At 70.0% G+C, this 22,586-nt stretch carries 25 protein-coding genes and 1 pseudogene; 16 read left to right on the plus strand and 10 right to left on the minus strand.

Annotated features, from left to right (window positions below):
- Positions 1-256: 256 nt before the first annotated feature.
- Entirely contained in the window at positions 257-919 is a 663-nt protein-coding gene (locus KYX17_RS07900) for a response regulator transcription factor (RefSeq protein ID WP_243226437.1), read from the minus strand.
- Positions 916-2,157 (minus strand): sensor histidine kinase, encoded by a 1,242-nt coding sequence (locus tag KYX17_RS07905; RefSeq protein ID WP_243226438.1) that lies wholly within the window; start codon positions 2,155-2,157, stop codon positions 916-918. Before KYX17_RS07905 ends, KYX17_RS07900 begins: the two co-directional genes overlap by 4 nt.
- A 129-nt stretch (positions 2,158-2,286) precedes the next feature.
- Here KYX17_RS07905 and KYX17_RS07910 point away from each other — a divergent pair, with 129 nt between their 5' ends.
- Positions 2,287-2,688: a VOC family protein gene (locus KYX17_RS07910; RefSeq protein ID WP_243226439.1), complete on the plus strand. Its 402-nt coding sequence runs from the start codon at positions 2,287-2,289 to the stop codon at positions 2,686-2,688.
- A gap of 131 nt (positions 2,689-2,819) precedes the next feature.
- Here the strand turns inward: KYX17_RS07910 and KYX17_RS07915 are convergent, their stop codons facing one another.
- A complete protein-coding gene (locus KYX17_RS07915) occupies positions 2,820-3,665 on the minus strand; it encodes an exodeoxyribonuclease III (protein WP_243226440.1) in 846 nt (281 codons plus the stop codon).
- A 118-nt stretch (positions 3,666-3,783) separates the two neighbouring features.
- On the opposite strand from KYX17_RS07915, the gene KYX17_RS07920 reads away from it, so the two are divergent.
- On the plus strand, positions 3,784-4,266 hold the full coding sequence (locus KYX17_RS07920; protein WP_243226442.1) for a hypothetical protein: 483 nt from the start codon (positions 3,784-3,786) through the stop codon (positions 4,264-4,266).
- A gap of 90 nt (positions 4,267-4,356) precedes the next feature.
- Entirely contained in the window at positions 4,357-4,701 is a 345-nt protein-coding gene (locus tag KYX17_RS07925) for a DUF4190 domain-containing protein (protein WP_243226444.1), read from the plus strand.
- 33 nt (positions 4,702-4,734) lie between these two features.
- Here KYX17_RS07925 and KYX17_RS07930 read toward each other — a convergent pair whose 3' ends face one another.
- The gene (locus KYX17_RS07930) at positions 4,735-5,127 is read right to left on the minus strand and encodes a GNAT family N-acetyltransferase (protein WP_243226446.1); all 393 of its coding nucleotides are present in this window, start codon (positions 5,125-5,127) and stop codon (positions 4,735-4,737) included.
- 78 nt (positions 5,128-5,205) lie between these two features.
- On the opposite strand from KYX17_RS07930, the gene KYX17_RS07935 reads away from it, so the two are divergent.
- The 6 genes from KYX17_RS07935 (at position 5,206) to KYX17_RS07960 (ending at position 7,910) form a co-directional block, all read left to right on the plus strand.
- Positions 5,206-5,622 (plus strand): hypothetical protein, encoded by a 417-nt coding sequence (locus tag KYX17_RS07935; protein WP_243226448.1) that lies wholly within the window; start codon positions 5,206-5,208, stop codon positions 5,620-5,622.
- A 188-nt stretch (positions 5,623-5,810) separates the two neighbouring features.
- Positions 5,811-5,969, plus strand: coding sequence for a hypothetical protein (locus KYX17_RS07940; protein WP_243226450.1), 159 nt, complete (start codon positions 5,811-5,813; stop codon positions 5,967-5,969).
- 210 nt (positions 5,970-6,179) lie between these two features.
- The gene (gene pyrE, locus KYX17_RS07945) at positions 6,180-6,758 is read left to right on the plus strand and encodes an orotate phosphoribosyltransferase (RefSeq protein ID WP_243226451.1); all 579 of its coding nucleotides are present in this window, start codon (positions 6,180-6,182) and stop codon (positions 6,756-6,758) included.
- Positions 6,759-6,861: 103 nt separating this feature from the next.
- Positions 6,862-7,005 (plus strand): hypothetical protein, encoded by a 144-nt coding sequence (locus tag KYX17_RS07950; protein WP_243226452.1) that lies wholly within the window; start codon positions 6,862-6,864, stop codon positions 7,003-7,005.
- An 85-nt stretch (positions 7,006-7,090) separates the two neighbouring features.
- Entirely contained in the window at positions 7,091-7,351 is a 261-nt protein-coding gene (locus KYX17_RS07955; protein WP_243226453.1) for a hypothetical protein, read from the plus strand.
- Between the two features lie 115 nt (positions 7,352-7,466).
- Positions 7,467-7,910: an HTH domain-containing protein gene (locus KYX17_RS07960; protein ID WP_243226454.1), complete on the plus strand. Its 444-nt coding sequence runs from the start codon at positions 7,467-7,469 to the stop codon at positions 7,908-7,910.
- 21 nt (positions 7,911-7,931) lie between these two features.
- Here KYX17_RS07960 and KYX17_RS07965 read toward each other — a convergent pair whose 3' ends face one another.
- A complete protein-coding gene (locus KYX17_RS07965; protein WP_137418668.1) occupies positions 7,932-8,741 on the minus strand; it encodes an HAD-IIA family hydrolase in 810 nt (269 codons plus the stop codon).
- 146 nt (positions 8,742-8,887) lie between these two features.
- Here KYX17_RS07965 and KYX17_RS07970 point away from each other — a divergent pair, with 146 nt between their 5' ends.
- Positions 8,888-9,841 carry an SDR family NAD(P)-dependent oxidoreductase gene (locus KYX17_RS07970; RefSeq protein ID WP_243226455.1) on the plus strand — a complete coding sequence of 318 codons (954 nt, stop codon included), beginning with the start codon at positions 8,888-8,890 and terminating at the stop codon, positions 9,839-9,841.
- 27 nt (positions 9,842-9,868) lie between these two features.
- Here the strand turns inward: KYX17_RS07970 and KYX17_RS07975 are convergent, their stop codons facing one another.
- Entirely contained in the window at positions 9,869-10,516 is a 648-nt protein-coding gene (locus KYX17_RS07975) for a metal-dependent transcriptional regulator (RefSeq protein WP_243226456.1), read from the minus strand.
- Positions 10,517-10,525: 9 nt separating this feature from the next.
- Positions 10,526-11,779 carry an Nramp family divalent metal transporter gene (locus KYX17_RS07980; protein ID WP_243226457.1) on the minus strand — a complete coding sequence of 418 codons (1,254 nt, stop codon included), beginning with the start codon at positions 11,777-11,779 and terminating at the stop codon, positions 10,526-10,528.
- A gap of 87 nt (positions 11,780-11,866) precedes the next feature.
- Between KYX17_RS07980 and KYX17_RS07985 the strand changes: the two genes are divergently transcribed.
- Together KYX17_RS07985 and KYX17_RS07990 are read left to right on the plus strand one after the other, a co-directional pair.
- Positions 11,867-12,508: a TrmH family RNA methyltransferase gene (locus KYX17_RS07985; protein WP_243226458.1), complete on the plus strand. Its 642-nt coding sequence runs from the start codon at positions 11,867-11,869 to the stop codon at positions 12,506-12,508.
- Positions 12,509-12,570: 62 nt separating this feature from the next.
- Positions 12,571-12,792, plus strand: a complete 222-nt coding sequence (locus KYX17_RS07990; RefSeq protein WP_243226460.1) for a hypothetical protein — start codon at positions 12,571-12,573, stop codon at positions 12,790-12,792.
- A gap of 243 nt (positions 12,793-13,035) precedes the next feature.
- Here KYX17_RS07990 and KYX17_RS07995 read toward each other — a convergent pair whose 3' ends face one another.
- Entirely contained in the window at positions 13,036-14,352 is a 1,317-nt protein-coding gene (locus KYX17_RS07995; RefSeq protein WP_243226461.1) for an MATE family efflux transporter, read from the minus strand.
- Between the two features lie 247 nt (positions 14,353-14,599).
- On the opposite strand from KYX17_RS07995, the gene KYX17_RS08000 reads away from it, so the two are divergent.
- Entirely contained in the window at positions 14,600-16,564 is a 1,965-nt protein-coding gene (locus KYX17_RS08000; RefSeq protein WP_243226462.1) for a M13 family metallopeptidase, read from the plus strand.
- Between the two features lie 71 nt (positions 16,565-16,635).
- A complete protein-coding gene (locus KYX17_RS08005) occupies positions 16,636-17,556 on the plus strand; it encodes a serine hydrolase (RefSeq protein ID WP_243226463.1) in 921 nt (306 codons plus the stop codon).
- 4 nt (positions 17,557-17,560) lie between these two features.
- Here KYX17_RS08005 and KYX17_RS08010 read toward each other — a convergent pair whose 3' ends face one another.
- The gene (locus tag KYX17_RS08010; RefSeq protein WP_243226464.1) at positions 17,561-17,728 is read right to left on the minus strand and encodes a hypothetical protein; all 168 of its coding nucleotides are present in this window, start codon (positions 17,726-17,728) and stop codon (positions 17,561-17,563) included.
- Positions 17,729-17,778: 50 nt separating this feature from the next.
- Positions 17,779-18,639: pseudogene (locus KYX17_RS32420) on the minus strand (leucine-rich repeat protein); the annotation flags it as partial.
- Between the two features lie 130 nt (positions 18,640-18,769).
- Between KYX17_RS32420 and KYX17_RS08025 the strand changes: the two are divergent.
- Both KYX17_RS08025 and KYX17_RS08030 read left to right on the plus strand, forming a co-directional pair.
- Complete coding sequence (locus KYX17_RS08025; RefSeq protein WP_243226467.1) at positions 18,770-19,642, plus strand: PaaX family transcriptional regulator C-terminal domain-containing protein; 873 nt, start codon at positions 18,770-18,772, stop codon at positions 19,640-19,642.
- A 176-nt stretch (positions 19,643-19,818) separates the two neighbouring features.
- Entirely contained in the window at positions 19,819-22,554 is a 2,736-nt protein-coding gene (locus tag KYX17_RS08030; protein WP_243226468.1) for a DUF6351 family protein, read from the plus strand.
- Positions 22,555-22,586: the final 32 nt, after the last annotated feature.

Here is a 22,586-nt window from a genome sequence, read left to right on the forward strand (position 1 = left end):
CTAAGGAGGCGGCGGTGAGACGATCCGCCGTGCAGATGTCGCGGTACGACGACCGGCGGCGCCGCATCCGGGGGTCGGATCGTGCCGCATCCGGGGTGCGTGGAGCCATCGGCGGCCGCTCCCGCGCCCGCCGTAACCGCGCCAGATATGCGCACCTGCGACAGAGATCAACAGGCGCATCTGCGCAAAAGTGGCGCGTCTGAGCACATGCGACGCAACTCGGGCAGAGGGGGAGCGGGCAGAGAGGAGGCAGGGGTCAGGCGAGGCCGTGGCGATGGGCCAGGACGACGGCCTGCACACGGTCGCGGGCGCCGAGCTTTGACAGCACGTTGGACACGTGGGTCTTCACCGTCGCCTCGCCGATGTACAGCCGCTCGGCGATCTCGCCGTTGGACAGCGCGTCCGCCATGAGGCGGAGCACCTCCTCCTCGCGCTCGGTCAGCGGGCTCGAGACCGGCAGCCGGTCCGGAGGGGATGCGGAGACCGCGGGGTTCGCGAAACGCGCGATGACGCGGCGGGTGACCTCCGGGGCGAGCAGCGCATCCCCGGCGGCGACGACCCGCACCGCGGCCGTCAGCTCCTCGGGCCCCGCGTTCTTCAGGAGGAACCCGCTGGCACCCGCATCGAGGGCGGCGAACAGGTAGTCGTCGCGGTCGAAGGTCGTCACCACCAGCACCGCCGAGGAGATGTCGGGGTCGGCGATGATGCGCCTCGTCGCCTCCAGCCCGTCGAGGTCGGGCATCTGCACGTCCATGCAGACGACGTCGGGGTGGAGGGTTCGGGCCTGCGCGATCGCCTCGGCGCCCGTCGCCGCTTCGCCGACGACCTCGATGCGATCGTCGAGGGTCAGGATCGTGCGAAAGCCCGCCCGCATCATGGCGTGGTCGTCGGCGAGGACGACCCGGATGCGGCCGCTCACCGCGTGCCCACCGTGACGAGAGGGGTGAGGGGAACGCGCACGCGCACGACGAATCCTCCGCTGGATCGGGGAGTCGCCTCGATCGTGCCTCCGGATGCGGCGGCGCGCTCCCGCATCCCGATCAAGCCCATTCCGGGGGTGACCTCGGCCACCGGGCGCCCGGTGTTGGCGACCTCGAGCTCCACCCCCTCGGGGGCGTAGCGCAGGCGGACATCCGCCCGCGCGCCGGGTCCGGCGTGACGGCGGGCGTTGGTGAGCGCCTCCTGTGCGATCCGGTAAAGGTTGACCTGCACCGTGTCCGGCACGTCGCGCTCCTCGCCGATGATGCGCAGCTCGGAGGCGAGCCCGGCGGCGCTGGCCTCGGCGACGAGCTTCTCGAGGCCTTCGAGGCCGACGGATGTCTCCTCGCTCGTATCGCCGGGGGTCCGCAGCGTCTCGAGCAGATGGCGCAGCTCGCTCAGCGCAGAGCGCGCCGAATCCTCCACGCGGGCGAGCGTCTCGCCCGCGGCCTGCGGATCCTTGCTCATCATCATGCGCGCCGCGCCCGCCTGCACACCCATGAGGGAGACATGGTGGGCGACGACGTCGTGCAGCTCACGGGCGAGCCGCACCCGCTCCAGCGCCACCGCCTGCTCGGCGCTGCGTTCGCGTTCGCGTTCGAGCTCCGCGGTGCGCTCCTCGAGCAGAGTGCGCTGCTGCCGGCTCGCCCAGGTGCGTTCGCCGAAGAGGTACGCGCCGCCGAAGTAGAGCGCGTTGATGAGCAGGGTCAGCAGCATCGAGGCGACGTAGGGCGAGAAGGCGCCCGCGCGCGAGAAGCCGTCCTGGTCGATGTCGGCGGTGGCGTCGACGAACATCGTGACGAGCAGCCAGACCGCCATCCCGGCGATGATGCCGATGCGCGTCCACATCGCGCGGCGCCGGTGCGGCGACCAGGCGCCCACCGTGTAGATCGCGATGAACATGGCGATGTTGCCGGCGTAGATCTCGGGCACGCGGAGGGTCACGGCGGCGAAGTACGCGGTGCAGACGATAACGGCGACCGTGGCGGGCCAACGTCGGCGGACCGCGAGCGGGACGGCGAGGACGAACGCGTAGGCGACGGCGGCGGCCATGGAGCCCTGGTGCTCGCCGTAGATGCCGGCGACCGACGAGAGCGCAGCGCTGATCAGCGCGCCGACGCACATCGCGGCGGCCAGCAGGAGATCACCGCGCTGTTGCGCGGGCGTGAGCGGCAGCATCCTTCCAACCTAGAGCGGGCGCTCGGATGCGGCATCCCCCGCCAGACGGAGAGCATTGACGCTCCAGGGCGTCGGTGCAAGCATCCACCCAGAGCGCGGCGACCGGCCTCGCCGATCGAAGGGCACGGCATGGCCTCCACCAGCGTCTTCATCAACCTGGTCACCACGGATCTCGAGCGCAGCAAGGCCTTCTACCGCGCGCTCGGATGCGACATCAACCCCGACTTCACCGACGAGAACGCGGCGTGCGTGGTGTGGGACGAGAACATCTTCTTCATGGTCCTGATGTGGGACTTCTTCGCGGCGTACACCGACAAGCAGATCGCCGACCCGCGCACGAGCGCGCAGGTGTCGGTCTCGTTCGCGCTCGACTCGCGCGAAGCGGTGGACGCGATCGTCGAACGCGGGATCGCCGCCGGGGGCACCGCGCCGAAGGAGCCGCAGGAGTACGGATCGATGTACTCGCGCGATCTGGACGACCCCGACGGCAACTCCCTCGGTTTCCTCCACCTCGTCGACGACGCCGACTGACTGCTCACCCGTCGCAGACCCACCTGTTCGAGGGACGCGTGATGTCACCTCCGGGCCGGTGGCGCGACGTTTCGGGTCCCTTCAACAGGGGAGGGTTCTGTTCGAGGGACGCGTGATGTCGCCTCGGGCGGTCAGCCGAAGATCATGGGGCGGTCGTCGTCGTCCTCGTCGCCCGCGAAGTCCAGGTCGACCACGACGGGAACGTGGTCGCTGGGGATCTCGCCCTTGCGTTCGTCGCGGTGGATGGCCGCGCCCGCGACGGCGTCCGCGAAGGCGTGCGAGCCGAGGATGAAGTCGATGCGCAGGCCCTCGTTGCGGGGGAAGCGCAGCTGCTTGTAGTCCCAGTACGTGTAGCCGGTGGGCACCAGGGGGCGCACGGTGTCGCTGAGGCCCGCATCCAGCAGGGCGCGGAACGCCTCACGCTCGGGGGGTGAGACGTGGGTGGTGACGCCCTCGATGACGGTGGGGTCGCCGTTGTCGGCGTCGGTCGGTGCGATGTTGAAGTCGCCGACGAGGGCGAGCGGCAGATCGGGGTTCGCCGCGAGGGTCTCGCGGGTGTATCCCGTCAGCGCGGCCAGCCAGTCGAGCTTGTAGAGATAGTGCGGATCGTCGAGCCCGCGACCGTTGGGGACGTACAGGCTCCAGACCCGCACGCCGTCGATGGTCGCGCCGATGGCGCGGGCCTCCTGCGGGAGATCGGGGCCCTCGTGGCCCTTGAGGAACCCGGGCATGCCGGGAAACGCCGTCTCGACCTCGGTGATCGGCGCACGGCTGGCGATCGCGACGCCGTTCCACTGGTTCAGGCCGTGCGCGACGACGTGATAGCCGGCCTCTTCGAAGGCCGCGTAGGGGAACTGCTCCGGCTTGCACTTGATCTCCTGCATGGCCAGCACGTCGATGTTCTCGCGGACGCAGAACTCCACGGTGCGAACGACGCGTGCGCGGATCGAGTTGACGTTCCAGGTGGCCAGGCGCATGCCTCCAGCCTAGAACCCGGGCCGAGGCCGCACGCCGGAGGCCGATGAACTGTACACCTTTGGACTGGTTGTCCACAGTGGTCGATCGTGCCTGCTGCGGGCAGAGTATCTTCCTGGCATGCGCACGCCACTTGCCGAGCTGCTCACTCGCGTCGACGAGTTGAACTCTCCCGATTCGCCGTTCGTGTTCCGTGCCGTCGGCGACCGCATCCAGGGCGCCTGGGACGTCGCCCACGTGCAGTACGCGGCCCTGCTCGGGGCGGGTCAGATCGACGACGCCTACGCCATCGAGGTGACGTTGGACGAAGACGAGGGCACGTTCGATACGGACGAGACGCAGACCACCTCGAAGACGTCCGGCGGGCTCTCGACCGACGGGTCCTTCCACTTCGGGGGGAGTACCTCCACCTTCACGGGCAAGCAGTCGCGGATGACCCGCAGCTTCGTCGTCGGCACGCGCGTGACGACCCCGGAGGGCGATGGCACCTCCGCCGGCTGGTCCTTCGACACGGACCGCATCAAGCAGCCCCTGTTCGACTTCCTCGCCGCGAACGGCTGGGAGAAGAAGAAGGGGTTCTTCGGCCGCCTCTTCGGCGGCTGATCCCGCTCGTCCCCTCATCCCGTCGAACCCTGAAAAGTCGAACCCCGAAAAGTCGAACCCTGAAAAGTCGAACCCCGAAAGAGGAGCATCATGACCCAGCCCATGCCCCCCATGTCCCAGCCACCGCAGCAGCCCGTGGCTGCCCCGAACGGCTCGTACCCCGGCAAGACTCTCGGAATCGTCGGCCTGATCGTCTCGTTCTTCGCGAGCCTGATCGGCCTGATCCTCTCGATCGTCGCCTACTCGCAGTCGAAGAAGGCCGGCTACAAGAACACCCCCGCGCTGGTCGGCATCATCCTCGGTGCCGTCTTCCTGGTGATCGGCATCATCGTGGCGATCATCATCGGCACCGTCTTGGCGGGCCTGATCGCGCAGTGTGCCGACCTCGGCCCGGGAACGCACTACGTCGACGGCGTCACCTACACCTGCTCTTGAGCGGTGCGGCCTCGCCTGAGCGCGTCCCGCGGCTCAGGCGAGGTCCATCCCCGGTCCGTCTGCGGGTCGCGGCGTGAATCCGTTGCGCTCGTAGAAGGCCCTCCGGCCGCGGGCGGCGAACAGCTGCACGTCCTCGACTCCCCGTCGCCGTGACTCCTGGACGAGCGCATCGAGGATGAGCGCTCCCGCTCCATTGCCTCGCGCCTCGGTCGCCACGATGAGCTCGGTGACGAAGGCGTGCAGCACGCCGTCGCTGATCAGACGCCCCATGCCCACGAGCACGCCCGCATCGTCGCGCGCCGAGCACACGACCCAGCTCCCTGCCAGGGCGGGGGCCAGCTCCTGCGCGGAACGCTCGCCCCATCCGGTGCTCGCGTAGAGGGCGGCGAACTCGTCGGCCGTGGGCGGCATCATCGTGAGGTGCACCATCGGACGCTACCGCGCTCGTGTTAGTCCCGGCGCGCGTCGGGTCGGATGAGGTGCGCCGCAGCGTAGCCTGCGCCCATGACGGTGCCCAGAGCGCTTCGCGTCACCCTGCTGGTCGTGGCGTGGTTCAACCTCGCCTCGGCGGTGGCGGGGATGATCGGGCTGACCGTGGGCGGCGGGATGGGGGTGCCGCTCGAGTGGCTCGAGGGCACGCCCTTCTCCTCGTACTTCTGGCCGGGCATCATCCTCGGTGTCGTGGTGGGCGGGATCCAGGCGCTCACCGTCGTCGCGCAATATCGGCGCTACGCCCTGGCCTGGGGGCTGCACGCGGCTGCGGGGCTCGTCATGATGATCTGGATCGTCGTCGAGCTGGCGATGCTGCTGGTCTGGTCGCCGCTGCACGGTATCTACTTCGTCGCCGGCCTCGTGCAGACTGTGCTCGCGGTGCTCGCCCTCGGTGCCTGGCCCCGTCCGCTCCTCTCGCGCACGCCGTGACGCCCTGAGACACTGGCAGCGGACGAGTCGAACGTGGAGCACTGTCGACGCTGCTGGAGGCGCGGGACGATCCCGGCCATATCGAGACGCCGGCTGGTTTCGACCGGGCGGCCGCGCGGCGCGCGTTCGTCGAGCTGACCGAGCGACTGTCCGGCGGCTTCGAGGCGGAATGCGCGGCGGATCTGAACGTGCAGGATGCGAGCTTCCATGCCCAGGTCGTCGTCCCTGCTGAGGCCACGGCGACGGGGCAGCGCTTCGTGGTGCGGGTCTCCAACTTCGGCATGCTCGCCGTCATGGCCCTCGAGAACCCGGGGGTGCACGGTGATGAGGAGTTCAGGGCGCGCTGATCCGCACGATGTCGAGCGGATCGCGGCGTGCCTGGATGCCGGCGGGTACGTCCTTGTTCCCGAGGAGCCGCTCTGGATGCCGTATCGTGGCGCGATTCCTCGACACGTCTTCGGCAGGGGCGAGCCGACATGGTGGGACCGGTACTTCGACTACCTGTAAGGGGTCCCCGTCCTCACGGCGCATCCGCGTGCGCCCCTAGACTCGACGGTGTGACCGCCGCATCCACGCCCGAGCTCGAATCCGACCGCCAGGCGCTCATCGCGCTGATCGGCGCAGAGGCCGTCTTCCACGGCGACTTCACCCTCTCCAGCGGCAAGAAGGCGTCGTACTACGTCGACATGCGCAAGCTGACGCTCGACCACCGGGCGGCGCCCGCGATCGGCCGGATCATGCTCGACCTGATCCGCGATGTGGACGGCGTGGTCGCCGTCGGTGGCCTCACCCTCGGTGCCGACCCCATTGCCAACGCGGTCATGCACGAGTCGGTGCACGCGGGCACGCCCCTCGACGCGTTCGTCGTGCGCAAGGAGCCCAAGGACCACGGCCGCGGTCGCCAGATCGAGGGCGCGGATGTGGCGGGCAAGCGCGTCGTGGTCGTCGAGGACACCTCCACGACCGGCCAGTCCGCACTGAAGGCGGTCGAGGCGCTGCGCCGCGAGGGCGCAGAGCCCGTCGCCGTCGCCGTCATCGTCGACCGCAAGACCGGAGCCCAGGCCGCCGTCGAGGCCGAGGGCCTCCAGTGGCTCGCGGCGATCGACCTCGACGACCTGGGTCTTCCCGCGCAGTGATGGACGCCGCCCGCATCCGTATCGCAGGAGATCTCCGTTCTGCAGGACGGATGCGGCGCGATCGTCCTGTGTACGGGATTTCTCCTGCGGGGCGGTGGTGACGGTGGACGATCGCACCCTCATGCTGCTGGTCGCGCTCGTCATCACGGCGGGCGCGCTCGTGACGTTCGTGCTGCAGCTCATCCGCTTCCTTCGCCGCGAGCGCGACGATCGAGAGCACGGCGACGGGGAATCGCGAGACGACTGAGGATCCACGCTGCTGTGGATAATCTCTGCGCGGGCTGTGCGCTCCGTGCCACCCTTTCGGGACACCCCTCGGAAAGGACACGCACATGAAGAAGCGCACTCGCCTGGCCGCAACGATCCTCGCCGCCGCGACCCTCACCGGAGCCGGTGCCGCCGCAGCCGCTCCCGCCTTCGCGGCCGACAACAGGGTCACCCTGTACGGCTTCCCGACCAAGGGCATCTGTCAGGTCGTCGAGCAGGCGACCGGCTGGGCCATCAACGCCTCGGGTCACCAGGTCTACGCCGGCGATGCCTGTGGCTACTGGGGTCCGGACAAGCTCTACGGCTTCAGCATGCTCTACAACTGATCCCGGACACGAGGATCCCCCGGCGCTATGCGTGCCGGGGGATCCTCTTTGCGCTCACGGCGGGCAGATCGATGCGTGCCCCCCGGGCTGATCGGATCGGAGCCATGATGGATCGATGACGGTTCACGGGCACGATGTCGCGGCGGACGCCAGGCGGCTGATCGCCGAGGGCTACATCTCAGAGCACGCTCTGCAGGCCGTGACCAAGGTCGCCCCGGAGAGAGTCTCGGCGTTTCTCGCGACGAGTGGGTCGGCGGGGCTCTCCTCGGACCAGCCCCCGCTGTCCCCTGACGAGAGCGCGCGCGTCTCTATCCTGGTCGGGCACCTGACGGTCGCCTTTGACATCGCCGACGACGAGCGTCTGCGAGCGATGCTGGAAGGTCTGACGGGTGAGTGCGGCTTCACGCTGCAGAACATCAGCCGACTGACGCACGTGCCCGTCGACGAGGTGACCACGGCTCTTCACGATCCCGGAACGCTCGCGGCTGAGACTAAGTACGCGCTCGCGCTGAGAGTGTCGTACCTCATCAACGCCGCCAACCAGGCCCGCGCACGGTAGCGGGCGCACCGCGCCGCGCGATCAGATGCCTTCAGGCATCTCCGACTCGACGGGTTCCGGTGCGATGAGCTCGGCGACGGAGGTGAGCACCTCGTCGGGGCGGAAGGGGTAGCGCTCGATCTCGGCCGGGTCGCTGATCCCGGTCATCACGAGCACGGTGTGCAGTCCCGCCTCGATGCCCGCGACGACGTCGGTGTCCATGCGGTCGCCGATCATGCCGGTGTTCTCGGAGTGCGCGCCGATGCGGTTGAGCGCCGAGCGGAACATCATCGGGTTCGGCTTGCCGACGACGTACGGCTCCTTGCCCGTGGCCTTTGTGATCATGGCGGCGAACGATCCCGTCGCCGGCACGATGCCGTTCGGAGTGGGGCCGGTCGCATCCGGATTGGTGACGATGAACCGCGCGCCCGCGTTGATGAAGCGGATCGCCTGCGTGATCGCCTCGAACGAGTACTGGCGCGTCTCGCCGACGACGACGTAGTCGGGCTGCGTTTCGGTCATGACGACGCCCGCCTCGTGCAACGCGGTCGTGAGCCCCGCCTCGCCGATGACGAAGGCGGAGCTGCCGGGCATCTGCGACTTGAGGAACTCTGCCGTCGCCAGTGCCGAGGTCCAGATCCGCTCCTCCGGAACGTCGAGCCCCGATCGCTTCAGCCTCGCGCTCAGATCGCGCGGGGTGAAGATCGGGTTGTTCGTGAGCACCAGGAAGGGTGTGCCGGTGTCGCGCCACTGCGCGAGCAGCTCGGCCGCCCCCGGGATCGCCTGGTTGTCGTGCACCAGCACGCCGTCCATGTCGGTGAGCCAGCATTCGATGTCATCGCGCGTGCGCATAGCCTCAGCCTAGGGCTCCCGCGGGCGGTATCCGAGCCTGCGAAGCCAGGTCATAGCGGTGTCCGAGGGGCGGCCAGGCTACCCGGGCGCGAAGGACCGCTCAAGAGTGAAGGAGGCACCTCGCGCAGCGCACTAGGGTCGTACGCGTGAGCGCTCGCGAGGCGGATTGGGATCCGCGCCGGCTGCCGGACCTGACGGGCCGGACCTACCTGGTGACGGGCTCGAACGCGGGCCTCGGGTACTTCGCCAGTGAGCAGCTCGTGAACGCCGGAGCGCGCGTCATCATGACCGGCCGCAACCCCAACCGGCTCGCCGCCGCCCGCGCCGCCGTGTCGGCACGCCTGCCCCATGCGACGGGCTCCGCAGAGACACTGCTGCTGGACACGAGCAACCTCGGCTCGGTGCGCGCTGCGGCCGCCACGGTCCGGCAGCGCGGGCGCCTCGACGGCCTGCTGCTGAACGCGGGGATCGTGCATCCGCCCGCGCAGCGTGAGACCACGCGAGACGGCAACGAGCTCGTGCTCGCCACGAACGCGCTCGGTCATTTCGCTCTGGCGGGCGCGCTGCTGACCACGCTCGCCGCCCGTCGCGGTCGGATGGTGTGGCTCGGCAGCATGTCGACCTCGATCTCGAAGTACGACCCCACCGATCCGCAGCTCGTCGAGAGCTACTCGCCCTGGCGCGCATACGTGCAGTCGAAGGCCGTCACCACGGTCGTCGGCCTCGAGGCGGATCGTCGCCTGCGCGAGGCCCGCGTTCCCGTGACGAGCGTGATCGCCCACCCCGGCTACTCCACGAGCGGCCGCACCGTCGGCATCCGGGGCGTCAACGAGCCGTCCCGCTGGGGGCGCTTCGTCGACAACCTGCAGGCTCCTTTCACGCAGTCCAAGGAGGCCGGCGCCTGGCCGCTCGTGCGGGCCCTCGTCGACCCGGACGTCGAAGGCGGCGAGATGTGGGGACCCGGGCGCATCGTGACCGGCCAGCCCCGAGCAGCGCAGCCGACGGCGTTCCTGCGGGAGCCCGCCATCGGCGAACGGCTGTGGCTCATGTGCGAGGCGGCCACGCGGATGCGGTGGCCCTTCGAGGCAGCCCGCCGCTGAACGCGGCGGGCGCCGCATCCGATCGCGTCAGGCAGAGAGCCAGATCGCGTCGTGCGCGGCGACAGGGATGCTGATCTCGGTACCGTCCACGCGGACGCGCAGCTCGGGAGCGGGCTCGAGCACCTCCACGCGGTGGTCCACATCGAGACCGCGGCGTTCGAGTTCGCGCAGCAGGTCGGGATCGCGGTCGTTGACCCGCAGCACGCGGCCCACGTGCCCCGCCTGCGCGTCGGCGAGCAGCACGAACGGCACGCGCTCGACCTGACCGAACACGTCCGGGATCGCATCGCCGTGGGGATCGAAACGCGGCCGACCGAGGCGTTCGTCGATGCGATCGAGCAGCCGGTCGCTCAGTGCGTGCTCGAGGATCTCGGCCTCGTCGTGCACCTCGTCCCAGGTGTAGCCGTACTCGCGCACGAGCCACGTCTCGACGAGACGGTGGCGACGCACGATCGCCGCGGCGCGCGCGAGACCTTTCTCGGTCAACGTGATCGGGCCGTACCGGCGGTGGCTCACAAGGCCCGCAGCGGCGAGCTTCTGCACCATCTCTGTGACGCTCGACGGCGCGAGCCCCAGCTGCTGCGCGAGCTGCGAGGGCGTGATCCGCTCGTCCTGCCATTCCGTGTGCTGGTACACGACCTTCAGGTAGTCGTCGACGGCTGCGGATGTGGGCACCCCGTCAGGCTACCCGCCCGTGATGACGAGCCAGATGAGCAGCGCGTTGAGAGCGACCAGGAAGACGGATGCGGCCGCGCCGGCGACCGTCGTCGCGATCCGGTTGCGGTACCTGCCGAGCAACCCGCGCTGCGCCGTCAGCCAGACGAGGGGGATGAGGGCGAACGGGATGCCGAACGAGAGCACGACCTGGCTCAGCACCAGCGCGAGCGTCGGGTCGAGGCCGAGTCCCAGGATCACGAGGGCGGGGATGAGGGTGACCAGCCGCCGAGCCAGCAGCGGCACGCGCACGTGCAGCAGCCCCTTCATGATCTCGGAGCCGGCGTAGGCGCCGACCGAGGTCGAGGCCAGTCCGCTCGCGAGCAGACCCACCGCGAAGAGCGTCGCGATGACGGGGCCGAGTCCCGCGGACAGCGCCGCGTACGCGCCCTCGAGCGAGTCGGTGCCGGGAACGCCGGCGAGGCTGGATGCGGCCAGCAGCAGCATGATGAGGTTCGTCGTGCCGGCAACGGCCATGGCGATCGTGACGTCCCACCGTGTGGCGCGCAGCAACCGGCGTTCGCGATCGGCGGGGGCGGCATCGGTCAGCGGGAAGCGGTCGCGCGCGAGCGAGGAGTGCGCGTAGATCGCGTGCGGCATGACGGTCGCACCCAGGATGGATGCGGCCAGCAGCACCGAGTCGGTGCCCTCGAAGCGCGGCACGAGGCCCTGCACCAGGCCGCCCGCGTCCGGCGGCGAGAAGATGATCCCGGTGCAGAAGCCGATCACGATGACGATGAGCATCGTGATGACGACGGTCTCGAATGCGCGCGCGCCGCGGCGCGATTGCACCGTCAGCACGATCATCGACACGACACCGGTGATCACGCCGCCCCACAGGAGCGGGATGTCGAACAGCAGGTTGAGCGCGACCGCGCCGCCGATGACCTCGGCCACATCCGTCGCCATCGCCACGAGCTCGGCCTGCAGCCAGTAGAGCCGTCGGGCCCACGGACGGCGGATGCGGCGGCCGAGGAGGTCGGGCAGGCTCTGGCCGGTGACGATCCCGAGCTTCGCCGAGAGGTACTGGATCAGCCAGGCCATGAGGTTGCCGAGCACCACGACCCACACCAGCAGGTAGCCGAACGTCGCGCCCGCGGTCATGTTCGCGGCGACGTTTCCCGGGTCGAGGTAGGCCACCCCGGCGACGAGCGCCGGTCCGAGCAGCCACGCCATCCGACGCGCAGGCGCCTGCACGGGCGCGGCGGTCAGAGTTTTCGGCATGCCGAAACTGTATCGTATTTTTCGGTTGCCCGAAAAGTGCTCTTCCATCGAGTGAGAAGCGACGGCGGGCGCGGCTAGCCTGGGGGGATGACGGATGCGGGCGAGCCGGAGGACACGACCTCGGACATCGCTCCCGAGCACGGCGTCGGACCCTGGGAGGGGCCGTGGCCCGACGACGCGCATCTCGATCCCGATCTCCTCGCCGCGGGCGACCGCCGAAATGTGATCGATCGCTACCGCTACTGGCGGATGGACGCGATCGTCGCCGATCTCGACGCGCACCGGCACGGCTTTCACGTGGCGATCGAGAACTGGCAGCACGACATGAACATCGGCTCCATCGTGCGCAGCGCCAACGCCTTCGCCGCCGCGGAGGTTCACATCGTCGGCCGCCGCCGCTGGAACAAACGCGGCGCCATGGTCACCGACCGCTATCAGCACGTGCGCCATCACGACGACGTCGCAGAGTTCGCGGCGTGGGCGGCGGCCGAACAACTCCCCGTCATCGCCGTCGACAACGTGCCCGGCTCCGTCCCCGTGCAGGATGCGGAGCTCCCCGAACGCTGCGTGCTCGTATTCGGTCAGGAGGGGCCGGGGCTCTCGCCCGAGGCCGTGGCGGCCGCATCCGGGGTCGTCGAGATCTCGCAGTACGGGTCGACGCGCTCGATCAACGCCGCCGCCGCGGCCGCCGTCGTGATGTACGAATGGTGTCGTCGCTGGGCGCGCTGACGCGCATACGCTCCCGCAACATCGCCTGACGTGGACTGTTCCTCCCGAACCACGGAGGACACATGCCGTACACGCGCATCTCACCCGCCCGCCTCGTCGCCGCCGTCGCGGCCGTCGCGGTCGTGGCGCTGCTGACCCTCGCTCCCTGGGCCCTCGTCCATCCGCTGCGCGGGGGAGAACGACGTCGCGGTCGGACTCCGCGGCTGAGGTGCGCGCCCGCATCCGGCTCATCCCTTCGTGTCTCGCTTGTGCACGTCTGGCGCGCTTCACCCGTGCATAAGTGAGACACGAAGGGGGTGCCCGGGCTTGCGTGTCTCACTTGTGCACGGAACGGCTGGCGTTGGGGTGAACGTTTGAGACACGCAATACGGGTATCTCGCGCCTGCGCCTGCGTCCGCGCGCGGCGCCAGTGAGAACGCCGGTGAGCTGCGGGCCGCGGGCAGGGGGATGCGGCTGAGCGGCGCGCTTCGGGTCGGCATGCTCGGGCAGGGGGATGCGGCGGAGCGGCGCGCCTCGGGGCGGCATGCTCAGGCGGGGATGCGCATCCAGGCTCCGGAGCGCACGCGCCAACCGAGGGTGACCGCGCGAGCGAGCATGTAGACCCCGAAGAACGCGACCGCGAGCCAGGCCAGGCCCGCAGCCCCCGCGGCGCCCGCCCACATCACCACGAGGAGGGCCGGGACGAACGGCACGAGATTGGCCAGCCCCGCGAGGGCGAGGTACTTGCCGTCGCCGGCGCCGATGAGCACGCCGTCGAGCACGAACACAACAGCGCACAGCGGCTGGGCGACGGCGAGCACGATCAGCGCGGGCTGCACGAGTGCGGCGATCGCCGCATCCGAGGTGAAGACGAGGCCGATCATGCCCGAGAAGCCGCCGATCAACGCCCCCACGATCACACCGAACCACACGCCCCACGCCACCGTGCGGCCGAGCACCCGGCGTACGAAGGCGGGGTCGTCCTCGCCGAGCCCGCGGCCCACGAGTGCCTGCGCGGCGATCGCGAGCGCGTCGAGGGCAAAGGCGGCGGTCGAGAAGATCGTGAACGCCACTTGCCAGCCCGCGAGCTCGGGGGTGCCGAGCGCCGTCGCCACGGCGACCGTCGCGAGCAGGGCTGCGCGCAGCGACACGGTGCGCAGGAACATCCAGCCGCCGCTGCGAGCCGCGCCCGACACGCTGTCGCGCCGCGGGCGGATGGATGCGTCGTGCCGCCGCGCGAGCCGACCCACCACCAGCGCATACACGGCGACCATGCCCCACTGCGTCACGACCGTTCCGACCGCGGAGCCGGCGATGCCCCATCCGAACCCGTAGATGAACAGCCAGTTCAGCCCCGCGTTCGCGGTGAAGCCGGCGCCCGCGATCCACAGGGGAGTCACCGTGTCCTGCATCCCGCGCAGCAGACCCGTCGCCGCGAACACGATCAGCATGGCCGGCAGGCCCCACATCGAGATGCCGAGGTACGCCTCCGCCTCCGCCGCGACGTCCGCCGCGGGAGCGAACAGGCCCACGAGCGTGGGGGTCGTGAGATACCCGACCACGGCGAGGATGAAGCCCAGCCCGAGGGCCAGCCACATCCCGTCGATGCCGGCGGTCACCGCCGAGCCGTGCTGACCGGCGCCGAAACGACGCGCCACCGCGGGGGTCGTCGAGTAGGCGAGGAACACCATCAGCCCGACGATCGTCTGCAGCACGGCCGACGCGATCCCGAGACCCGCGAGCGGCACCACGCCGAGGTGACCGATCATCGCGGCATCGATGATGAGGAACAGCGGCTCCGCGATCAGCGCCCCCAGCGCGGGCACCGCCAGGTTCAGGATCTGCCGATTGAGTGTCGCCGCCACCCCTCGACCCTATTGACCCGCACCGACGCCCCGCATCCGCCCCCCTCTTCTTCCGCGAGACTGCATCTTCATCACGAGATCACGGGTAAACACAGTGATCTCGTGCTCGAAATGCAGTCTCGCGAGCGGAGGGTGGGGGCCGGCGCGGGAGGAGGGGCGCGCCGGCGGAGTTCGAGGAGGGGAGGGATGCGGCGGCACGTCGCGGCGGCTGGAGCCCCCACTCAGCCCGGCGGCATATCCTGTGCGCATGACCGACTCCCCCCGTTCCGGTCTCGCGCTCGACGAGCTGAGCAACGAGATCCGCCCGCAGGACGACCTGTTCCGCTACGTCAACGGCGAATGGATCGCCCGGACCGAGATTCCCGAGGACAAGGCGCGCTGGGGCTCCTTCCACCTTCTCGCGGAGCAGGCCGAGAAGGACGTCCGCGCCATCATCCTCGAGTCGCAGGATGCCGAGGCCGGCACCGAGGCGCGCAAGATCGGCGACCTGTACGCGAGCTTCATGGACACCGAGCGCATCGCCGAGCTCGGCGCCAAGCCGCTCGCCGATCAGCTGGCGCGCGTGGATGCGGTGAGCGACGTCACCTCCCTCCTCCGACTCGTGGGCGAGCTGGAGCGCGACGGGATCGGCGGCATCGTCGAGCTCTACGTCGAGCCCGACCCCGGCAACCCGCAGCGCTACCTGCCCTTCTTCATCCAGGGCGGCCTGTCGATGCCGGACGAGAGCTACTACCGTCTCGACTCGTTCGAGGAGACCCGGCAGGCGCTGCGCCAGCACATCGAGCGCATCCTGACGCTCGCCGACGTCGCGGATGCGGCGGATGCCGCGGAGCGCGTCGTGGCGTTGGAGACGGAGCTGGCGTCGCACCACTGGGACAACGTCCGCAGCCGCGATGCTGTCGCGACCTACAACCTCAAGACGTGGGACGAGGTCGTGGCGATGGCGGGGGTGGACCTCGCGCCCTGGCTCGAGGGCGTCGCCCCGCACCATTCAGACGCGTTCGCCGAGATCGTCGTGTCGCAGCCGAGCTTCGTCGAGGCGCTGGGGACGGTGCTGACCGAGCAGCGTCTCGAGGACTGGAAGGCCTGGCTGCGCTTCAAGATCGTGCACGCCGCCGCGGCTTTCCTGCCCGACTCGTTCGTCGACGAGAACTTCTCGTTCTACGGCACGCAGCTCACCGGCGTTCCGGTCAACCGCGAGCGCTGGAAGCGTGCGGTCAGCCTGGTGGAGGCCGCGCTGGGCGAGGCCGTCGGCAAGGTCTACGTCGAGCGGCACTTCCCGCCGACAGCCAAGGCCGCCATGGACGAACTGGTCGCGAACCTCATCGAGGCGTACCGCCAGTCGATCTCGCAGCTGGAGTGGATGAGCCCCGAGACGCGAGAGCGGGCGCTCGCGAAGCTCGAGGCCTTCACGCCGAAGATCGGCTACCCCGTGAAGTGGAAGGACTACTCGGGGCTCGAGCTCGACGCCGCAGACCTCGTCGGCAACGTCCGCCGTGCGCACGTGCACGAGCACGACCGTCAGCTCGGCAAGGTGGGGCAGCCGATCGACCGCGACGAATGGTACATGACGCCGCAGACGGTCAACGCGTACTACAACCCGCTCATGAACGAGATCGTGTTCCCCGCCGCGATCCTGCAGTACCCGTTCTTCGATGAGACCCGGGATGCGGCCGCGAACTACGGCGGCATCGGTGCGGTCATCGGTCACGAGATCGGGCATGGGTTCGACGACCAGGGCAGCCGCTTCGACGGCGACGGGTCGCTGCGCGACTGGTGGACGGATGCGGACCGCGAGGCCTTCGAGCAGCGTACGAAGAACCTCATCGCCCAGTACGACGCGCTCGTGCCGCAGGGGCTGCCGGAGGAGAACCACGTCAACGGGGCCCTCACGATCGGCGAGAACATCGGTGACCTCGGCGGGCTCGGCATCGCGATCCGCGCGTATCGGCTGTCGCTGGGGGATGCGGAGGATCCGGTCATCGACGGGATGACCGGCATCCAGCGGCTCCTGCTCAGCTGGGCGCAGATCTGGCAGCAGAAGAGCCGTGACGCGGAGGCGATCCGTCTGCTGACGATCGATCCGCACTCGCCGAACGAGTTCCGCTGCAACCAGATCGTGCGCAACATCGATGCGTTCTACGAGGCGTTCGAGGTGACCGAGGGCGATGCGCTGTGGCTCGACGCCGACCAGCGCGTCACCATCTGGTAACTGCGCCGTGACCCGTCGGGCGTAGTGTCGCCCGCATCCCCGAGCCCGAACCGGTAGGAAGGACCTGCGCCGTGCCCAGCTCTCCCGAGGCCTCTCGCGGAACGGAATCGGCGCCGCCTTCGCGGCGGGGAGCGAAGCGCCTTCCGCGCCGCGCCGCCGCGGGTCGGCGTTCGTTCACTTCCACCCTGAAAGCCCTCGACGCGCTCGCGGCGTCGGGGGCGCAGGTGTCGGTGCGGATCGATGACCTCGACCTCGGCTCGGCGGTGCTCGCCGGCGACGACTTCCGCAGCCTGCCGATCGCGGGCCTCGGCGTCGTGCCCCTGCTCGTGGAGACGGCCGCGCAGTTCGAGGCGGGAACCCTGGATCCGCTGGAGATCATCGATCGCGCCGGCATCGAACCCGTCGCGGTATCGGGTGTCTGGCAGCATCTGAAGGCGCCCGCGCTGCCGCTTATCGATGTGGCGTTGCTCGCCGCGTCGTCGGGCGACGCTCTCGCGGCCAACGCGCTCATGTCTCGGGTGGGGCTTCCGGCGGTGCGCGCCCGCGTCGAGCAGCTGGGGCTCACCCGCTCCGCTCTGATGGACAGCTTCCGCGATACGCGCGGCCCCGACGATGCGCCCCACGTGGCGCTCGGTGCGGCCCGCGAATACGCTCATCTCTTCGCGGAGCTCGTGAACAGCACGGCGGTCAGCGCCGGGGTCAGTGCGCAGGTCGCCGAGTGGCTGAGTCACGGCCACGATCTGTCGTTGGTGGCTGCGGCGACGGGGCTCGATCCCTTCGCGCACGACAACGACGAGCACGGGCTGCTGTTCGTCAACAAGACCGGGCGGGCATCCGGCATCCGTACCGAGGCCGGCGTGCTCGCCGGTCCGCGCGCAGGCGTCGCCTATGCGCTGTTCGTGTGCTTCGACGACCTGTCCATCGCCCACCGGCTGCGGGTGCACGACGCGTTCCGCGTGCTCGGTGTCGAGCTCATGGAGTACGTGTACTGACCGCTCACCCGTGCCTGCGCGCGCGACGCGCGAGCAGGGCGGCGATCGCGCCTGCGCCCAGGAGCCCGGCTCCTGCGAACGCGAAGGGGAGCGAGTCGACGCCGCTGTGCGCGAGCTCCGTGTCGCCGGGAGCGGACACCGGGGCGGGGATCGGCGTGGGGCTGGGCGCCACGCCCACTCCGCGGTGAGGGTCAGATCGCCCGCGAGGGGCGTCGCGAAGTCGTATGCGGCGCCCGCGGCGCGCCATCCGCTGAAGGTGAAGCCGTCGCGGACGGGATCGGCGGGGCGCGTCGCGGTGGCGCCCGCATCCAGCACGACCGACTGGGTGCCGATGGCGTCACCGCCGGCGGTGTCGAAGGTGACGGTGGCCACCGCGGTGGTGGGCAGGTCGTTCCACGTCGGCTCGGTGTAGCCCCCCGCGAAGCGTGCCTCGCCGAATCGCCCCGGGTACAGCGCGGTCGCCGGCGGCGTGGTCGCGATCGTGCCGAAGGTGCTGGGTGGCGGACCGAGCAGCTCGCGCACCGTGAGCGGGTTGTCGCCGAAGGGCGCGAAGCCGAGATCCGTGACGGTGGAGGGCAGCGTCACCCGCTCGAGTCGGCTCTGCGAGAACGCGAAGCTGCCGATGCTGGCGAGCCCCTCGTGGAAGGTCACGCTGCGGATCGCGCTGAGCGCGAACGCCTGGTCGCCGACGGTGCGCACGGACGCGGGGAGCGTCAGCGAGGTGAGGGCGTTGCCCTGGAACGCCGCGAACCCGATGTCGGTCAGCGAATCCGGCAGGCTCAGCGAGGTCAGCGCCGTCCCGCCGGTGCGGTCGAACGCGCTGTCGCCCACGGCCGTGACGGTGTAGGTGACGCCGCCGACGGCGATCTGGCGCGGGATGACGACGGCGGAGGTGGGGCTCGCCTGTCCGGCGACCGTGGCGGTGTCGGCTCCCAGCGCATAGGTCAGGCCGTCGACCTCGGTGTCGGCGGCGGATGCGGCGGGCGCCGCGGCGAGCAGCAGAGCGGCGGCGAGCGCGCCGGCACCCACTGCCTGGAGTGCGCGCTGGAGGCGCCGGGAAGCGGGGCGTCGTGTGTCGGGCATGGCCGGACGCTATCGGCGTGGCGGCCCGAGGGCGACGATAGCTGACTCGCCCTCACTTCCGGCGGCCTCGACAGCGACCGCCGCCTCGTCATCACGCGAATCGCGGGATGCGCGCTGCGAGAATGGGGCGGTGAGCGACACCCGACAGGCGCCGACCGTGAGCATCGGCCGCAAGCGGTCGCCGGCGCATCAGATCCTCACCCTCTTCGGGGACTACTGGTGGGGGGTCGACGCGCCGCTGCCGACCGGTGCGTTGCTGGCGGCGATGGCGGATCTCGGAGTGAAGGCGCCCGCGACGCGGGCGAGCCTGACGCGGCTGACCGACCGTGACCTTCTCATCCTGAGCAAGTCGGGGAGGCGCACGAGTCACGCCCTCACCGACCGCGGCGCGTCGGTGCTCGCCGATGAAGCCCAGTGGCTGCAGCGTTTCGGCCGAGAGGATCCGACGTGGGACGGTCTGTGGAGCGCCGTGCTCTTCTCGATCCCCGAGAAGGAGCGCCCCCTGCGTCATGCCGCCCGCACCCGGCTGCGCTGGCTGGGGTACGCCCCCCTGTACGACGGCGTGTGGATCTCGCCCTTCGATTCCGTCGACGCTGCGGTGGACGCCCTGGGTCGGCTCGGGGTCGGGCAGGTCTCCACCTTGCGGGGAGAGCTGGCGACAGCGCCGGGCGACAGCCCAACGCGCGCGTGGGATTTGTCCGAGGTGGAGCGGGACTACGCCGAGTTCCTCACGCGGGTCGGTGACGGCGGGCGGGAACTGGCGCCCGCGGCGGCGCTCGAGCGGCGTACCTCGCTCATGCTGGCCTGGCAATCGTTCCGTCATGCGGAACCCGGCCATCCGATGCGACTCATGCCCGCGGCGTGGCCGCGGGAACGCGCACGCGACGCCTTCGTCGCCGTGTACGACGCGCTGGCGCCAGCGGCGGAGGAGCGGATGCGGGAGCACATCGCGGACATCGACCCCGCGCTGGCGCGGCTGGTCCGACCGCAACGGCTTTCCTGAGTGCATCTTATGTAAAGATTCATTGACGCTCGTAACAATTACTTCTACTCTCATCCCCGAGGGGGCGCAACGAGGCATCCCCATGACGATGACGTCACATCGGAGGATCCTGCATGCTCAGACATCGACGACCTCGCGCGAGGATGCTCGCGTCCGCCGCTGCCACAATCGGAGTCGTGGCGGCGCTCGCCGCACCGCTCGGGTCGGCCGCAGCCGCAGACGACCTCTCGCTGACCGTGCTCTCCGGTCGCGCCGACACTGTCACGGGAGGCGACGCCCTGATCGCGGTGGACGGCGCGGACGCAGCGACGGTGGTGACCGCGGACGGGCGAGATGTTACCGCTTCGTTCACCGTCGTGAACGGGCGCCTCATCGGACTCGTCGAGGATCTGCCCCTCGGCACGAGTGAGGTGACGGCCCGATCGGCGTCGGGCTCCGAAACCCTCGAGATTCAGAACCATCCCGGCTCCGGCCCGGTCTTCTCCGGTCCCCAGCATCCGATGTACTGCACCGCATCCGCGGCGCCGTGGAACCTCGGGCCCACGGACGAGAACTGTCACGTCGCCGAGGCGCGCGTCAGCTTCCGCTATCGCACCACGGGTGGAGCCTGGGCCGACTATCCCACCGACGGTTCCACGCCCGGCGACGTCGCCACCGCGACCGTCGAGGGCCGCACCGTCCCCTACGTCGTTCGGCTCGAGCGCGGCACCATCAACCGCGCGGTGTACGAGACGGCGATGCTCGCCGGGCCCGCCGACCCCGCGCCCACGTATGCCGCGCGTGCGGCCGGCTGGAACGGAAAGCTCGCCTACACCTTCGGCGGCGCCTGCGGCGTGGGCTATTGGCAGGGCTCGAGCACGGGCGGCGTCGAGAACGACATGCTGCTCTCGCGTGGCTACATCGTCGCCTCGGCGACCTTCAACGTGTTCGCGCAGAACTGTAACGACGTTACGAGCGCGGAGACCGCGATGATGGTCAAGGAACACGTGATCGAGCAGGTGGGGCCCGTCACCTACACGATCGGTTCGGGCGGTTCGGCCGGCACCATGCAGCAACTCCTGCTGGCCAACAACTACCCCGGCATCATCGACGGCGTCATGGGAGACATCGGTTACCCGGACGAGCGCACGACGACCGTCGCCGGACACGACTGCACCAACCTGCTCGGATTCTGGAGCTCGCCGGCCGGGACCGGATGGACGGACGCACAAAAGCTCGCCGTCACGGGTCACGCGCAGCTGTTCACCTGCACCGGATTCACCTGGTTCACCGGTGTCGACAACCCACGCGCCGGCTGCAACGCCGCCGTTCCGGTCGGCGACCGCTGGTCGGAGGCCAACCCCGACGGACTGCGGTGCACGATCGCCGACATGGTGCAGAACGTCTACGGCGTCGACGACCAGGGTCGCGGACTGCGTGTCCTCCCGGACAACGTGGGCGTCCAGTACGGTCTGGCGGCGCTCCAGTCGGGCGCGATCTCGCCCGAGCAGTTCGTCACCCTCAACGAGAACGCCGGCGGGATGGATGTGGATGGCACGCGCACCTCGGCGCGGTCCGAGGCGAGCGTCGAGGCCATCGAGCAGGCATATCGCACCGGCCGCATCAACCTCATGACCGGCGGGCTCGCCTACACGCCGGTGATCGAGATGCGTCGCTACACCGACCCGACGGGGGATTTCCACGAGCGCTACCGTTCCGCGATCATCCGTGAGCGGATGCTCGACGCCTACGGCAACGCCGACACCCACGTCAGCTGGACGAGCAAGGACGCGGGGTATGCGAGCGCGATGTACACCGCGGGTCTCGACAAGCTGGAGGAGTGGCTGGACAACATCGTCTCGATGGGCGGCTTCGGCGACCGGGCGCGGACGGTCGCCGCGCGCCCCGCAGGTCTCGGGGACGGCTGCTACACCGATGACGGATTCGTCTCGGAGCAGCTCGACTACGAGAACACGCAGAGCACCTGCAACCAGTTGTTCCCGTACCACTCCGAGCCCCGGTACGTCGCCGGAGAGTCCCTCTCTCGCGACGTCCTGAAGTGCCAGCTGACGGCACCGGTGCGCGCGGACTACCCGGTGATGACCGACGGTCAGTGGGAGCGGCTGACCGCCGCCTTCCCCACGGGTGTCTGCGACTGGGCGAAGCCCAGCCAGGGCAGGGTCGACTACGCCGGCGTCTGGCAGAGCTTCGAGACGCAGCCGGATGCGATGCTCGAGGCGCCCGTGATCACGGGAGAGGCGCGCGTGGGCACCGAGCTCTCGGTGTCGGCGGCGAGCGCGACGCCGGGTGCAACGCTCGGCTACCAGTGGTTCGCCGACGGTGTCGCGATCGAGGGCGCCGTGTCTGGTTCGTTCACGCCCGGGGAGGCGCACGAGGGAGCGACCCTCACGGCGCGTGTCTCGGTGGTCGCCGAGGGCTACCAGCCGGCATCCCGCGTCTCCGCCGCGACCGCGCCAGTGGTGCCGGTGTCGTCGCCCTCGAACCCGCCGTCGCCGTCCCCGTCGCCGAGCGAATCGGCATGGGCGACGGTCGACGTGGGTGACGGTCGATTCGAACAGGGCGGCACCCTCGTCGCGCGGGTCGCGGGGCTCACCCCGGGTCAGCGCATCGCGGCCGAGATCCGCAGCGATCCGTATGTGCTGGCCGGGATTCCCGCCGCGGATGCGGAAGGGCGGATCACGATCCGTTCGACGATCCCGGCGAGCATCCCCGCGGGTGCGCACACGCTCGTGATCGCCTCCGGCGATCTCGAACCGCTGCGCGTGCCGATCACGATCGTTCCTGCGGGCACGTTGGCCTCGACCGGCGGAACGGTTCCGTGGGAGCTTCTCGCTCTGGGCGCGGGGGTCCTGGTGCTCGGCGCCGGCGCCGTGGTGTTCGCGCGACGTCGCGGCGGCCAGGCGCGCTCCTGATCGGGTGCGGGGAGGTGCGCGACGCCTCCCCG

The organism is Microbacterium sp. CIAB417 (assembly GCF_022788845.1).

Excerpts from the sequence above, each read along its gene's own strand:
- KYX17_RS07935 (WP_243226448.1), top strand. The coding sequence starts at position 5,206 with ATGACGGTGCCCAGAGCGCTTCGCGTCACCCTGCTGGTCGTGGCGTGG.
- KYX17_RS07980 (WP_243226457.1), bottom strand. The coding sequence starts at position 11,779 with ATGCCGAAAACTCTGACCGCCGCGCCCGTGCAGGCGCCTGCGCGTCGG.
- KYX17_RS07990 (WP_243226460.1), top strand. The coding sequence starts at position 12,571 with ATGCCGTACACGCGCATCTCACCCGCCCGCCTCGTCGCCGCCGTCGCG.
- KYX17_RS08000 (WP_243226462.1), top strand. The coding sequence starts at position 14,600 with ATGACCGACTCCCCCCGTTCCGGTCTCGCGCTCGACGAGCTGAGCAAC.
- KYX17_RS07910 (WP_243226439.1), top strand. The coding sequence starts at position 2,287 with ATGGCCTCCACCAGCGTCTTCATCAACCTGGTCACCACGGATCTCGAG.
- KYX17_RS07920 (WP_243226442.1), top strand. The coding sequence starts at position 3,784 with ATGCGCACGCCACTTGCCGAGCTGCTCACTCGCGTCGACGAGTTGAAC.
- KYX17_RS07985 (WP_243226458.1), top strand. The coding sequence starts at position 11,867 with ATGACGGATGCGGGCGAGCCGGAGGACACGACCTCGGACATCGCTCCC.
- KYX17_RS07955 (WP_243226453.1), top strand. The coding sequence starts at position 7,091 with ATGAAGAAGCGCACTCGCCTGGCCGCAACGATCCTCGCCGCCGCGACC.
- KYX17_RS07905 (WP_243226438.1), bottom strand. The coding sequence starts at position 2,157 with ATGCTGCCGCTCACGCCCGCGCAACAGCGCGGTGATCTCCTGCTGGCC.
- KYX17_RS07915 (WP_243226440.1), bottom strand. The coding sequence starts at position 3,665 with ATGCGCCTGGCCACCTGGAACGTCAACTCGATCCGCGCACGCGTCGTT.
- KYX17_RS07960 (WP_243226454.1), top strand. The coding sequence starts at position 7,467 with ATGACGGTTCACGGGCACGATGTCGCGGCGGACGCCAGGCGGCTGATC.
- KYX17_RS07965 (WP_137418668.1), bottom strand. The coding sequence starts at position 8,741 with ATGCGCACGCGCGATGACATCGAATGCTGGCTCACCGACATGGACGGC.
- KYX17_RS07925 (WP_243226444.1), top strand. The coding sequence starts at position 4,357 with ATGACCCAGCCCATGCCCCCCATGTCCCAGCCACCGCAGCAGCCCGTG.